This is a genomic window from Arsukibacterium sp., from assembly GCF_033721375.1.
Classification (GTDB): domain Bacteria; phylum Pseudomonadota; class Gammaproteobacteria; order Enterobacterales; family Alteromonadaceae; genus Alishewanella.
In genome coordinates, this window is the sequence record NZ_JAWWAP010000007.1 from 185,344 (window position 1) to 198,645 (window position 13,302).

The 13,302-nt window shown below is 47.3% G+C and carries 12 protein-coding genes; all 12 read right to left on the bottom strand.

The window, feature by feature from the left end; all coding sequences use genetic code 11:
* Nucleotides 1-57: 57 nt before the first annotated feature.
* The 12 genes from R3187_RS12540 to R3187_RS12595 all read right to left on the bottom strand — a co-directional run bounded on the left by R3187_RS12540 (nucleotide 58) and on the right by R3187_RS12595 (nucleotide 13,296).
* Nucleotides 58-447 (bottom strand): hypothetical protein, encoded by a 390-nt coding sequence (locus R3187_RS12540; protein ID WP_318967396.1) that lies wholly within the window; start codon nucleotides 445-447, stop codon nucleotides 58-60.
* Nucleotides 448-536: 89 nt separating this feature from the next.
* Nucleotides 537-2,516 (bottom strand): nucleoside-diphosphate sugar epimerase/dehydratase, encoded by a 1,980-nt coding sequence (locus tag R3187_RS12545; RefSeq protein WP_318967397.1) that lies wholly within the window; start codon nucleotides 2,514-2,516, stop codon nucleotides 537-539.
* Between the two features lie 170 nt (nucleotides 2,517-2,686).
* A complete protein-coding gene (gene galU, locus R3187_RS12550; protein WP_318967398.1) occupies nucleotides 2,687-3,586 on the bottom strand; it encodes a UTP--glucose-1-phosphate uridylyltransferase GalU in 900 nt (299 codons plus the stop codon).
* Nucleotides 3,583-4,926 carry a UDP-glucose/GDP-mannose dehydrogenase family protein gene (locus R3187_RS12555; RefSeq protein ID WP_318967399.1) on the bottom strand — a complete coding sequence of 448 codons (1,344 nt, stop codon included), beginning with the start codon at nucleotides 4,924-4,926 and terminating at the stop codon, nucleotides 3,583-3,585. Before R3187_RS12555 ends, galU begins: the two co-directional genes overlap by 4 nt.
* Nucleotides 4,927-5,052: 126 nt before the next feature.
* Nucleotides 5,053-5,652 (bottom strand): adenylyl-sulfate kinase, encoded by a 600-nt coding sequence (gene cysC, locus R3187_RS12560; protein ID WP_318967400.1) that lies wholly within the window; start codon nucleotides 5,650-5,652, stop codon nucleotides 5,053-5,055.
* Nucleotides 5,653-5,713: 61 nt separating this feature from the next.
* The gene (locus R3187_RS12565) at nucleotides 5,714-7,441 is read right to left on the bottom strand and encodes an SLC13 family permease (RefSeq protein ID WP_318967401.1); all 1,728 of its coding nucleotides are present in this window, start codon (nucleotides 7,439-7,441) and stop codon (nucleotides 5,714-5,716) included.
* Nucleotides 7,438-8,871: a sulfate adenylyltransferase subunit CysN gene (cysN, locus tag R3187_RS12570; protein ID WP_318967402.1), complete on the bottom strand. Its 1,434-nt coding sequence runs from the start codon at nucleotides 8,869-8,871 to the stop codon at nucleotides 7,438-7,440. The genes R3187_RS12565 and cysN overlap by 4 nt, the downstream gene beginning before the upstream one ends.
* Before the next feature lie 16 nt (nucleotides 8,872-8,887).
* A complete protein-coding gene (gene cysD, locus R3187_RS12575) occupies nucleotides 8,888-9,832 on the bottom strand; it encodes a sulfate adenylyltransferase subunit CysD (protein ID WP_318967403.1) in 945 nt (314 codons plus the stop codon).
* Nucleotides 9,833-10,184: 352 nt separating this feature from the next.
* Nucleotides 10,185-10,448, bottom strand: coding sequence for a four helix bundle protein (locus R3187_RS12580; RefSeq protein ID WP_318967404.1), 264 nt, complete (start codon nucleotides 10,446-10,448; stop codon nucleotides 10,185-10,187).
* 124 nt (nucleotides 10,449-10,572) lie between these two features.
* On the bottom strand, nucleotides 10,573-11,124 hold the full coding sequence (locus tag R3187_RS12585) for a sugar transferase (RefSeq protein ID WP_318967405.1): 552 nt from the start codon (nucleotides 11,122-11,124) through the stop codon (nucleotides 10,573-10,575).
* A 68-nt stretch (nucleotides 11,125-11,192) separates the two neighbouring features.
* On the bottom strand, nucleotides 11,193-12,134 hold the full coding sequence (locus R3187_RS12590; RefSeq protein WP_318967406.1) for an SDR family oxidoreductase: 942 nt from the start codon (nucleotides 12,132-12,134) through the stop codon (nucleotides 11,193-11,195).
* Nucleotides 12,124-13,296 (bottom strand): glycosyltransferase family 4 protein, encoded by a 1,173-nt coding sequence (locus tag R3187_RS12595; protein WP_318967407.1) that lies wholly within the window; start codon nucleotides 13,294-13,296, stop codon nucleotides 12,124-12,126. The genes R3187_RS12590 and R3187_RS12595 overlap by 11 nt, the downstream gene beginning before the upstream one ends.
* Between the last annotated feature and the right edge of the window lie 6 nt (nucleotides 13,297-13,302).

The window sequence follows — 13,302 nt, forward strand, 5'->3', positions numbered from 1 at the left end:
AAAAATTGCCATATAAACAAAAAAGCCGCCAGAAGGCGGCTTTTAAAAAGCGAAAACTTAGCCTACTGGCTGCACGATAGCCGGATAAGTTACTGTTACGGGTACCACTGTGATGGTATTAGTATTTGTAACAGTACCAGAAACGCTGGCAGTAGCAGTAGCGGTTGCCGTAGTCGTAGAAGAGTTGGTACAAACGCCCGCTACAGGTGCACCGTCGCCTTCATTACACACCAGCTCAAATTCCTGCTCTGGTGGCAAAGTAACGCCAGAGTTATTTGAGATAATGGCCGCAGCAACCGCAGCAGAAACACCCAGCGCCGTCAGGGCACCAACTGTTAAACCACCAATACCTGCAACACCAGTGCCGCCGGCTGCCGCACCTTCCTGTTGAGCATTTACACCAGCGCTTAACGCCAATGCCATCGCAGCAATAACAAATTTTTTCATACTCTGTCCCTCATTTCTTAAATTAAAATCCCAGTTGCCAGCAGCTTAAACCAATCAGGTTGCAAGCTCAACCAGAATAACCAAATTATTTACGCTATTTGCTTAGTTTTCACGCCAACTACCAGCGTTTCTCTATCTGATGCTGTCGCCAGGCCCATTGCCGCTATCTGGCCACCACTGCTGACATCACAGGCAGCTCTGACTACCAGATCACTGGTGGCGCAGCTATAGTTAAACTCGGTCGGTGCACTGCGAATAAGCTCGATAATTTTCTCTACCGCAAACTCTTCACAGGCTTCATCCAACCGCTTTAACAAATGGGCCATTTCCGGCCAGCTTAGCCTGGCTTCATCGGCTGCCATTATTCGGCTATGCTCAGTCTGCCGCACATTTTCACCAATCAGCAACTCTTCATATAGTTTTTCACCGGGCCGCAAGCCGCTGTACTGAATTTCAATATCGCCATTGGGGTGAATATCGTCTTTAACTTCCAGCCCCATTAAGTGGATCATTCGCCTTGCTAAATCAGCTATTTTTACCGGCTCGCCCATATCCAGCACAAAAACATCACCACCTTTACCCATGGCGCCGGCTTGAATAACTAATTGTGCTGCTTCCGGTATCGTCATAAAGTAACGGATAATATCTTTATGGGTTACCGTTAATGGCCCACCCTTGCGAATTTGTTCGCGAAACAGCGGTACTACCGAGCCACTGGAGCCCAGTACATTACCAAAGCGCACCATACAAAAACGGGTCGTGCTCTGATATTCCGCCAGTGCTTGCAACACCAACTCAGCCAACCTTTTTGATGCTCCCATCACATTGGTTGGCCGCACTGCTTTGTCGGTTGAAATCAGCACAAAAGTTCCTACCTGGGCCTTTATTGCGGCCTCTGCGGTATACCAGGTGCCAAACACGTTGTTGCGAACCCCTTCCACCACATTATATTCGACCAGTGGCACGTGTTTGTATGCCGCAGCGTGATATACGGTATTTACCGCAAAAGTCCGCATTACTGTTTCCAGCCGATTCTGCCGCTGCACCGTGCCCATAACAGGCGCAAGCTCTACCTCAAACTTTTCTCGGCTGATAATTGCCGCCAGCTCCTGCTCAATACTGTATAAACCAAACTCAGATAACTCAAACAGCACCAGCATTTTCGGCTCATAACGAATAATCTGCCGGCATAACTCCGAGCCAATGGAGCCACCGGCACCGGTGACCATGACCACTTTACCTTTAATATCAGCGTTCATTAATTTGCTTTTTGGTTCAACTGCATCGCGGCCCAATAAGTCTTCAATTTTGACATCCTGCAGCTCGTCTATCCGCATGCTGCCATCAACCAGATCGCTCATGCCGGGGATAGACTGCACCGGTATCGGTAGCTCTTCCAGACTATCCAGCACTTCCCGCCGCCGCGCCCGGCTGGCGGATGGCACCGCTAACAGCACCCGGCTAATATTTTTACTTTTAATCAATGTGCTTATTTGCGAAGGCGAGCCAACCGAAATACCTAATATCGTCGAGCGTTGTAAGGTGGTGTCATCATCAATAAACATCACCGGATGGTATTGCTCGCCGTTAAGTAAAGCATGGGCTAACTGGCGACCAGACGAGCCGGCGCCATAAATTAACACCCGCTCTTTATGGCCATTATTACGCTGCACTAAAAACATCCGTGCCAGTAAGCGCACGCCACCAGAGGTAACCAGAGCCAGCATCGCATAAACAAAGATCAGATTACCTTTATCATTTACCCCCAAAAAGGCGAACAACAGTGCCAGGATAATGGCACTACTGACAATACCACTTAACACCGCACCGAGTGCATGCTGACCGATATAACGGATCACCGCCCGGTATAAGCCCAGCTTGGTAAAAATAAACAGGGTAACCGGTAACGTAATGGTAAACGCCAGGGCAATCTGCGGCACAAAACTCTGCTCACCATGCTGAGTCAGCAAATACGCCGCTAAAATCGATGTCATTAAAAAGCAGATATCAACCACCACTGATACCAGGCGCTTTACTGACCGCGGCAACCCCAGTAACCATCCAAGCATTTATATCTCCATCATCCGTTCTGCTCCCTGAACACCACTGGTTCAATAGATCAGGTAAATCAGTTTAAATAACTCAGCCCGTTTCAGGCAGAGCCATAGCAAAAATTGCCCATATTATAGCATTAGCGCGCGATTACAGACAGATCAAAAACACGCCAACAGCAACTTTGTTACTGTTTCAGATACTTTAATCCGCTAAGCCAGTGCTTAAATTCAGCGCCAAGGTGCGGATCCCTGATACCGTACTCAACAAAGGCTTTGATATAACCCAGTTTATTGCCGCAGTCATGGCTACGTCCGTTAATATGGTAAGCGTTTACCTGTTCTGTCTCCATCAGCATAGCAATAGCGTCAGTTAACTGAATTTCATCACTGGCACCCACCGGAGTTTTTTTCAGGCAGCCCCATATCTTCGCATCAAATACATAGCGCCCCACCACCGCAAGATTTGACGGCGCCTCTTCTTTAGCTGGTTTTTCAACAATCGCCAGCATTTGTTGCGAATCGCCGGCCGTCAGTTGCCGGTCAGACACATCTACCACACCATAATCACTAACCTGTTCCATCGCAACCGGCTCAACCATTACCTGACTAATACCGGTTTGCTCAAATAACCGCAGCATATGCGCCAGATTATCGGTGCTCAGGTTGCTGTCATAACAATCAATAATCACATCGGGCAACACCACGGCAAAAGGCTCATTACCTACCAGTGGCAAGGCACAAAGTACGGCATGGCCTAAGCCTTTTGCTTCGCCCTGGCGTACATGCATAATCGTCACATCTTTCGGGCAAATTGCTTGAACTTCAGCTAATAACTGCCGTTTAACCCGCTTTTCCAGCACCGACTCCAGCTCAAAACTTTTATCAAAATGATTTTCAACCGAGTTTTTCGAAGAATGGGTTACCAGCACAATTTCTTTAATGCCTGCCGCTATACACTCATTCACCACATATTGAATAAGGGGCTTGTCGACGACTGGCAGCATCTCTTTCGGGATCGCTTTAGTCGCCGGCAGCATCCGGGTGCCCAGCCCCGCAACCGGTATTACCGCTTTCTTAACATTCATTTGAACTCCCTGACACTGTCACCCCGGCCAATCGCGAAGTATTTAAAGCCTTTGCGTTTCATCCTTTCCGGTTCATACAAATTACGCCCATCAAAAATAACCGGCTGATTTAGCTGGGCTTTTATTAAATCAAAATCCGGTGCCTTAAATTGCTGCCAGTCAGTACAAATCAGTAATGCATCGGCGCCTTTTAAAGCGGCTTCTTTGGTACCGACCAGGGTTAAGTCATCCCGCACCCCATAAAGCTGCTGGATCTCTTCCATAGCTTGTGGGTCGTATGCCTTTACTTCAGCGCCGGCCCGCCACAACAACTCCATCAGCACTCTGCTCGGGGCTTCACGGATATCATTGGTTTTCGGTTTAAAGCTCAAGCCCCATAGCGCAAATATCTTACCTTGTAAGTTTTCCCCAAAGTAACTGCTTATCAGCTTAAATAAGCGGGTTTTCTGAGTGTCGTTAACTTTAGCGACAGCCTTTAACAATGCCACATCATGGCCGGCCTTATCGGCAGCACGGATAAGCGCTGTTACATCCTTCGGAAAACAAGAACCACCATAACCACAGCCCGGATAAATAAAGTGATACCCTATTCGCGGATCAGAGCCTATACCCCGCCGCACCGCTTCTATATCAGCACCAACTAACTCAGCAACATTGGCCATTTCATTCATAAATGAGATTTTTGTTGCCAGCATACAATTTGCTGCATACTTGGTCAGTTCAGCTGAGCGCACATCCATAAACATCATTTTGTCGTGGATCCGGTTAAACGGCTCGTACAACTCCCGCAGCAAATCTTTTGGCCGCTCGCTGTAAGTTCCGACTATTATCCTATCCGGTCGCATGCAATCAGCAACTGCAACCCCTTCTTTTAAAAATTCAGGGTTAGAGACTACATCAAACTCCAGCGCCAGGCCGCGTTCAGCCAGTTTCGCAGCAATTCTGGCAGTTACTTTATCAGCCGTGCCCACTGGCACCGTCGACTTATCAATAATAACTTTGGCTGTATCCATATAGCGGCCAATGGTGTCGGCAACCGCCAATACATACTGCAAATCAGCAGAACCATCTTCTTCCGGTGGTGTGCCAACAGCAATAAACTGCACTTCGCCATGCTCGACACCGGCTTTAGCATCAGTAGTAAAGTGTAAACGGCCAGCCTGATAATTGCCGTTAACTAATTGTTCAAGCCCGGCTTCATAAATAGACATAATACCATTGGTTAAATCAGTCACCCGCTGCTGATTAACGTCAATGCAGTAAACATCATGCCCGACTTCAGCCAAAACCGCCGCCTGCACCAGGCCGACATAACCAATCCCAAAAACCGTGACTTTCATTCGTTGTCCTTTTATTGTTTAGCCAAAGCAGCGATAGGCCGGCTATAGCCACCACAAATCTGTCTAACCGGAAAATTAATCAATAATAAGCTATTTTTAGCAGTATGGCATGAATGTCAGCTTAACTTAGGGCTTGGGTATGACAGCCTGATGACGCAGAAAAGCCAGCACCTGTCTGGCTGCCTGCTCAATACTCAGCTCTGCCGTTTGCAGGTGAATATCCGGCGATGTTGGCGCTTCGTAAGGTGAGCTGATCCCGGTAAAGTGGGCGATTTCGCCGGCGCGGGCTTTTTTATACAGGCCTTTAGGGTCGCGCTGCTCACATATTGCCAAAGGCGTATCGACAAACACTTCGATAAAGGCATCCCCTGCCAGGGCTTTAGCCTGAGCGCGGTCGGCAATAAAGGGCGAAATAAAGGCGGTACCGACAATTAACCCGGCATCCAGCATCAGCCGACTGACTTCGGTAATCCGCCGGATATTTTCTACTCTCGATGCATCATCAAAGCCTAAATCCCGGTTCAGGCCATGGCGTATGTTATCACCATCCAGCAAATAAGTATGGCAGCCCAAATCAAATAACAGCCGGTCTACGGCATTGGCAATGGTCGACTTGCCTGAGCCGGATAAGCCGGTATACCACAATAAACAAGGTTTATGGCCATTGCGCCCCTGCCGCTCATTATGGCTTACTGCGGCATTATGCCAGACGATATTGTTATTCATTGCAAAGTCCATCTATGTAACAGGTGTTTAAAAGGGAAATTCTATTAAAATAGAAACAGTACTAAAAAGGAAAAACCAGGGGTATCAACAATATACTCAGCACCACATAGGTCAGCGCCACCGGCCCGCCCACTATTAAAAAGTGCTTCAGTTTATAACTGCTGGCATTAAATACCATTAAGTTAGTCTGATACCCGTAAGGTGTAACAAAGCTGGCAGACGCGGCAAAGGCTACCCCCATAACCATTGGCATAATATCCACCCCCATACCTTTGGCCAGGCTGTAAGCTACCGGAAACATCAGCGCTGCCGCCGCATTATTAGTAATCACTTCGGTAAGCAGATAAGTCAGCAGAAAAATACCGATAAAGGTTACCATCGGCGCCTGACCGGCTAAAGCAGTACCGGCAAAATCACTGATATTCTGCGCCAGGCCAGTATGGCTCATGGCACTGGCAATACACAAAGCGCTGCTGACAATCAGCCAAATCTCAACCGGAAAGCGGCGTTTAATTTCATTTATCGTTAAACACCCGGTGAACAGCAACGCCGCCAGTAAATAAATCGCCGCCAGTAATAGTGAGGTGCCGGTAAATACGGTACCGGCTATCATTGCCACAAAGCCCCACCAGGTTAACCGTTCACGCCAGCCGCTTAACATATGCTCGGGCTCAATGCCGGATAACAGATAAAAGTTCTTACTGATATTATGCCGGCTGGCAAAATCGGGGCCGGTTGCGAGCAATAAAAAATCACCGGCTTTTAATTCAATCTCGCCTAATTTACCATTAACCCGCTCGCCTTCGCGCCTTACGGCCACTACTGCAGCATCAAACCGGGCCCGAAAACCGGTTTTTTTCAGGGTTTTGCCTTTTAAAACCGACTCTTCTTTAATGATCACTTCAGTCAGATTCTGGGTAGTCAGGCCATTTTCATCAGCAAATAAACTGATACCGCCAAACTGCTTTAACACATTTACCTTATGGACATTGCCGGTGAAAATCAGTTTATCGCCGGCTTTTAGTACATCATAGCGGGCGACAGGGCGGATAACTTCCCGCTCCCGGACAATTTCGGTTAAAAACAGCTCGTCCAAATGGCGCAGCCCGGCCTGCTCAACACTCTGGCCAATCAACGGTGAGTCGGCATTCAGCTTGGCTTCCAGCAGATATTCAGTTATCGCCACCTCAGCGGTTTTATCATCGGGTAGCAGATAGCTCATAATAAACAGCACCAGACTGCCGCCAGCCAGTACGCCCAGGCCAATTAAGGTAAAGTCAAAAAAGGCGAAACCGCTCTCCCCCGCTTCAACCAGCATTGAATTAACAATTAAGTTAGTGGAGGTGCCAATTAACGTCAGGGTGCCTCCCATTATGGCGGCATAGGACAATGGAATAAGTAGCTTAGTCGGTGCCACTTTTTTATTGGCCCGCACCGCATTTAACATTGCCGCTACCACAGCAGTGTTATTCAGCACCGATGAAGCCAGCGCCGAAAAGCCGATAGTGCGCCAGATAGAACCCGGCACCGAGCGGGTAAATAAAAAACGGGATAAGCGCCTGAGGAGACTGGTTTTCTCCAGCGAGAAGGAAATAAGCACCAGTAACACCAGCGTGGCCAGGCCGGGGTTTGCCGCATTGCGCAGTAATACCCCGGTATCAATAAAGCCCAGCGTCAGCAATGCCAGCAACATAGCAGCAAAAATGCCGGTCGAATGCGCTGAATAGCGGACAAGTGCTGCCACCAGCAGCACTAACATCAACACCAGCACAATGGCCGGCAGGCTCATTTACGGCCTTTTTGTGATAATTCCGGAAAATGCTTACGTAACAGCTGAATAAACTCTAGCTCAAAGCTGCTTAAGCCGGTTATTTCCTGCGCCTGTTGTGGATCATACTGGGGCTCAGGTTGCGCTGCCAGCGCTGCATCGACCATCCCGGCCGCTACGGTCAGGTTGGTTAAGCGGTCAATAACGATAAAGGCGCCGGTTTGCTTATTTTTTAAATAGGCATCAAAGGCGACGGCTTCGGTTAAGTTAATATCCACCAGGCCAATTTCGTTTAACCCCAGGTTTTGCGCATCGCGCTCTTCCAGAGTATTAACATCAATCCGGTAATGCAACCTGGCCACTTCGCCGCTCACCAGTTTGCAGGCAAACTTAAAGTAATAATCACGCTCGGTTTTCATTGGCTGCTCATGCATCCAGATAAGCTTAGCCCTAAGCCTTGATGAAACATGCGCCAGCACATCTTTTTTCACCAGCATATTGCCGCGGCTGATATCAATCTCATCATTCAGGGTAAGCGTTACTGCCTGTGGCGCATGCGCCTCGGCGAGCTCACCATCAAAAGTGACGATCGATTTCACCGTCGAAATCGTACCGGCCGGTAAGACCCTGATGGTATCACCGACTGCCACACTGCCGGCAGCAATGGTACCGGCAAAGCCGCGAAAGTCAGAGTTAGGCCGGCTGACCAGCTGCACCGGAAAGCGAAACTCCGGACTGTCGGCTGAGGCACTGATTTCCATCGTTTCCAGATACTGCATTAACGTAGAGCCACGGAACCAGCTCAGCTTTTCGCTGGGGTTAACTACGTTATCGCCTTCCAGCGCTGAAATCGGTACAAAGCGGATATCCGGAATATCCAGCGAGCCGGCCAGGGTTAAATACTCTTCCTGAATTTCTTTGTAGCGCGCTTGTGAGTAGTCCACCAAATCCATTTTATTAATGGCCACAATGACGTGCTTAATACCCAGCAAACTGCAGATAAAACTGTGGCGCCGGGTCTGGGTTTGCACGCCCTTACGGGCATCCACCAGAATAATTGCCACATCGCAGGTCGAGGCGCCGGTCGCCATATTGCGGGTATACTGCTCGTGGCCCGGGGTATCGGCGATAATAAATTTACGCTTGTCGGTTGAAAAATACCGGTAGGCGACATCAATGGTAATACCCTGCTCGCGCTCTGACTGCAGGCCATCCACCAGCAGTGCCAGATCCACTTTATTGCCCTGGGTACCTGACTTTTTACTGTCTTCTGTAATTGCCGCAAGCTGATCTTCAAAGATCATTTTGCTGTCGTGCAGTAAGCGGCCTATTAAGGTACTTTTACCGTCATCAACACTGCCGCAGGTAATAAAGCGCAGCAGCTGTTTGTTCTCGTGCTGCTGTAAATAGCTTAAAATATCTTGTTCAATTAAGGCTGAAGCGTGACTCATAGTATTTCACCCGGTACTAAAAGTACCCCTCCATCTTTTTCTTTTCCATCGAGCCACTGCTATCGTGGTCAATTACCCGGCCCTGGCGCTCTGAGGTTTTGGTCAGTAGCATTTCCTGAATAATATCCGGTAAGGTCGCCGCAGACGACTCGACCGCACCGGTTAACGGGTAGCAGCCCAGTGTGCGAAAACGCACCTGCTTCATCTGCGGTGTTTCGCCGTCTTTTAATGGCATCCGCTCATCATCAACCATTATAAGAGTGCCATCACGCTCGAGCACCGGCCGCTCTTTGGCAAAATACAAATCGGGAATATCGATATTTTCTAAATAGATATATTGCCAGATATCCAGCTCAGTCCAGTTTGACAGCGGGAACACCCGGATACTCTCACCTTTATCAACCCGGCCATTAAAGATATTCCAAAGCTCCGGCCGCTGGTTTTTCGGATCCCAGCGATGATGCTTATCGCGAAACGAATACACCCGCTCTTTCGCCCGCGATTTCTCTTCATCACGCCGGGCGCCGCCAAAGGCCGCATCAAACTTATATTTATCCAGCGCCTGTTTCAGGCTCTGGGTTTTCATAATATCGGTATGTTTGGCGCTACCATGGCTGAACGGGCCAACATTCATCGCCAGCCCTTCAGGGTTAATATGCACCAGCAAGTCGAGATCATACTTTTTGGCAATGGTATCGCGAAAGGCGATCATTTCCTTGAATTTCCAGGTGGTGTCGACATGCAGCAGCGGAAACGGAATTTTACCTGGATAAAAGGCTTTCCGGGCCAGGTGCAGCAGTACAGAAGAGTCTTTTCCTACCGAGTACAGCATGACCGGATTATCAAACTCGGCAGCTACTTCCCGGAAAATCTGGATAGATTCGTTTTCCAGCGCTTTGAGGTGGGTCATTCCCTTATTCTGCATAGCGTTTTGTGCAGGGTTTTGCGAAGGCGTTTGCATAAATCACTCCTGTTGATTCGTGGCCATAGCTTACAGAAATAGTCATTGCAGTACCAGATATCAACTAACGATAAACCACCGGCAGTGGCAAATAAAAGCAGCGGTGTAGACGGCTGCAGCGGCGGAAATATACCGCTGAGCTTAGGGGAGGTTCAAGGAATTGTTTGATATAAGATATGCCGTGCAGCTGCGAGGTTGGCGACAGCTTGTGCAAGTTATGAGTTGTTAGGGTTTAGTGTTTAGTGTTCTGCTGTGAGGTTTTTACTATTTTGGTAAGTATTTTTATCAGCTCTTCGCTTTGAGTCAGTATGCTTATTACGTGGGGCTGTGTAGTATCGAGATAGCCAGTTTCTCAGAGCAGCTCTAACCAGTATTTCGCTTCTCTCGACTCTTTGCTGGCAATACTCATTTTGGCGACAAAATCTGCTTTCGATTGGCCCGCCTGCGCTTCATTAATATTAGCCCCAATAGAAGTGCCACATCGCAGCAGCTGTTTTGAGAGAACATACTCTTTATGTTCTTTCGCCAAATGCTGATAAAGCTTAATCACCCTAACAGCAAAATCAAAAGCTTTTTCTAATACATTGTTTGATCCGACCGGCATCCAGTGCCCCAACTAACCAACCCATATACTATCTATAGCCAAGAACTAATTTTTTACAAAATAAAACTCACCATGCAATGCTCGCAACTCACCATCAAGCACTAAGCACTAAGCACTCAATACTCAATACTCAACACTACCTAACTCTATCCCCCCGCCCCTTACCAGTCACTGTCATTAATATATATTTAAAATAATCAGCTACTGTAAGGCTTTGCAGCATTTTTGCGTCTGTCTCAGCCAGCAACTCTGGGGTAGACATATCAATATCATTAACCTGTGCGAGGCCGGTAATACCAGGGCGGCTATTTAATACTCCGCGCTGCTCACGCTCACCTATAAGCTCTTCCTGGTTAAACAAACAAGGCCTCGGGCCTACTAAGCTCATTTCACCTTTAAGTACATTCCATAACTGCGGTAATTCATCCAGTTTGGTCTTACGCAAAAAACCACCAAAAGGCGTTATCGAACTGGCGCTTGCCAAGTGGCTGGCAACATGAGCGGTATCCGGCCTCATGGTCCGAAACTTAACCAGAGTAAAAGGCTTTTTATGCCGCCCTACCCTGACCTGGCGAAAGATCGGCGAACCGGTATCAAAAAAACCAATAACGGTCAGAATAACCAGCACCGGAAAACCGAACACCAAACCAAAGAATGAAAAAGCAATATCTAACAACCGAATCAACATAGAACCTCTAAAATGGGAATTTACCACTCAACACTTAACACTTAACACTTAACACTCAAAACTAAACACTATTCACTCTCTGCAAAGCAGCGAGCAATCCCCTCTTCCACCGTAATCGGCGGCTTCCAACCCAAGGTCTTTTTGGTATGGCTGATATCAACCTGCAAATTACCACACAACCGGTCAACTACTGCCTGTTTACCTGTTAGTTTGCCGGCTAACTTTAACCAACTTACCGGTACTGGTATTAACCTTGGCTTTTTGCCCGCCGCGTGGGTCATCATTTGCAGTAACTCAGTGGTCGATACATCCTGGTCGTCACTTACCAAAAAGGTGTGGTTAGCAGCTTTCGGGTGGTCAATACAGGTAACAATTAAATCTACCAGGTTATCCAGTGCCACCAGGCTACGCTTATTATGGATGGCACCCAACGGGAGGGGCAGGTTTTTTTTAGCTAACATCAACATCGCCGCAAAATTTGCTTTAACACCCGGCCCATAAACTAATGGCGGACGAATTATAACTACTTCCATCTTGGTGTCAGCTGCAATTTGCCATAAACCTGCTTCTGCTTCAGCTTTGGAGATACCATAATAATCTTCAGGCCTGGGTGTATTGTCATATCGAAAAGCTTGGTTCTCAGATGTCGCCTCACCATTTACTTTTACCGAGCTAATAAATATAAAGCGCTTAACACCAGAGGCAGCCGCCTGTCTGGCAAAGTTTAAAGTACCTGAGGTATTTACAACACGATATTCATCTAGTGGGTCGACAGCAGTATCTGTCATAACATGTACTCTGGCGGCGGCATGGATAACCACATCAACCTGTTCCAGATAAGTTGCATAGTCTGATAACGGGCTAATCTCTGCCGGGCAAAATAATGCTTCGGTAAAACGCGGATCTTTCCTGCCCAGAAGACGAAGCTCTTTAGTTTTGATCTCCGATGCTACTGCGCTACCAACAAAACCGGTGGCACCAGTGAGAAGTACAGTTTTTTCAAGCTTCATTTTTTACAACACTCACAATGTCACTGGCCATTTCAGCCATGATTTGCTCACGAGAGAATTTATTAATAAACTCAGTTCTTGGTTTTACCCCCAACTCCAATACTTCAAAAGAGCAACAAGCTTCTTCATCATTACCAGGGTTAAATACTGAAGAGTTAGTGACTTCCTCCTCAAGAAATTGGGCCGCATAGCCAGACACACCCGCCCAAACAGGCTTACCTAATGCAGCGTATTCAAAAATTTTTGAAGGGAGTACTTTTCGAAATGCAGGATAGTCATTTAAATGTAAAAATAATACGTCAGCATTCTGATACTCACGTATTAGCTCACCCCGGCTTACTGGCGGCAATAATTCAACGTTAGTCAATCCATTCAATCTTTGCTGAAGCGCCTGTTTACGGCCTCCGTCGCCAATAATCCTGAACTTCGCTTTACCCCCTAATCGTTTTGCCAAAGCAGGAATGATCGTGTGTAACCCCTGTCCTTCCCCCATATTACCGGCATAAAGCACTGTAACTTGCTCTGAAGCTGAAGAAACTTCTGATGCCAGAGGCGCAACAGCAAGAAACTCCTTATCAATACCATTGGTGAACCAGCGAAACTCAGCATTTGGATAGCGGCTGGAAAAATAACCTTTAAAGCCTTTTGAGACCAAATTAATCCGTTTAGCTTTGCCAAACGCATAAGCCTCAACCAAAGAGAAAACAGGTTTCGCCAGCCAGGTAATCTTCGGTGACAGCACGTCCTTAATGGTATCAACAAAAATATCCCTGATATCCAGATATAATGGCAGTTTTTTTGAGGAAGCTATCCGGGCACCTAAAAATGCAGTAAATAAACGTGATGATGTTGCAAATATAAGGTCGTAATCTTTACCCTTTGCTATTTTTAACGCTTGTCTGTAATACGCAGTAAAAGCCTTAATTTGGTCCAACATACCGCTTTTATGCGAAGGTAAAGCAATACGATGAATCTCCACGCCATCTTTAACCTCATGCTGAGGTGCTTCTGCAGAAAAAGACGCGTACCGGTTTGGTAGTGTTGTTATAACTTCCAGTGAAACGTTTTTATGCTTTTTTAATTGCTCAATTAATGCAGTACAGCGAAAAGAACCGGCACATAAATCCGGCTCAAAATAAAATGACAGAACTAATATTTTCAATATTGG

Coding starts and splice junctions, on each gene's coding strand:
- R3187_RS12545 (WP_318967397.1), bottom strand. CDS start 2,516: ATGCTTGGATGGTTACTGGGGTTGCCGCGGTCAGTAAAGCGCCTGGTA.
- R3187_RS12565 (WP_318967401.1), bottom strand. CDS start 7,441: ATGAGCCTGCCGGCCATTGTGCTGGTGTTGATGTTAGTGCTGCTGGTG.
- R3187_RS12540 (WP_318967396.1), bottom strand. CDS start 447: ATGAAAAAATTTGTTATTGCTGCGATGGCATTGGCGTTAAGCGCTGGT.
- cysN (WP_318967402.1), bottom strand. CDS start 8,871: ATGAGTCACGCTTCAGCCTTAATTGAACAAGATATTTTAAGCTATTTA.
- R3187_RS12555 (WP_318967399.1), bottom strand. CDS start 4,926: ATGAAAGTCACGGTTTTTGGGATTGGTTATGTCGGCCTGGTGCAGGCG.
- R3187_RS12585 (WP_318967405.1), bottom strand. CDS start 11,124: ATGTTGATTCGGTTGTTAGATATTGCTTTTTCATTCTTTGGTTTGGTG.
- cysC (WP_318967400.1), bottom strand. CDS start 5,652: ATGAATAACAATATCGTCTGGCATAATGCCGCAGTAAGCCATAATGAG.
- cysD (WP_318967403.1), bottom strand. CDS start 9,832: ATGCAAACGCCTTCGCAAAACCCTGCACAAAACGCTATGCAGAATAAG.
- galU (WP_318967398.1), bottom strand. CDS start 3,586: ATGAATGTTAAGAAAGCGGTAATACCGGTTGCGGGGCTGGGCACCCGG.
- R3187_RS12590 (WP_318967406.1), bottom strand. CDS start 12,134: ATGAAGCTTGAAAAAACTGTACTTCTCACTGGTGCCACCGGTTTTGTT.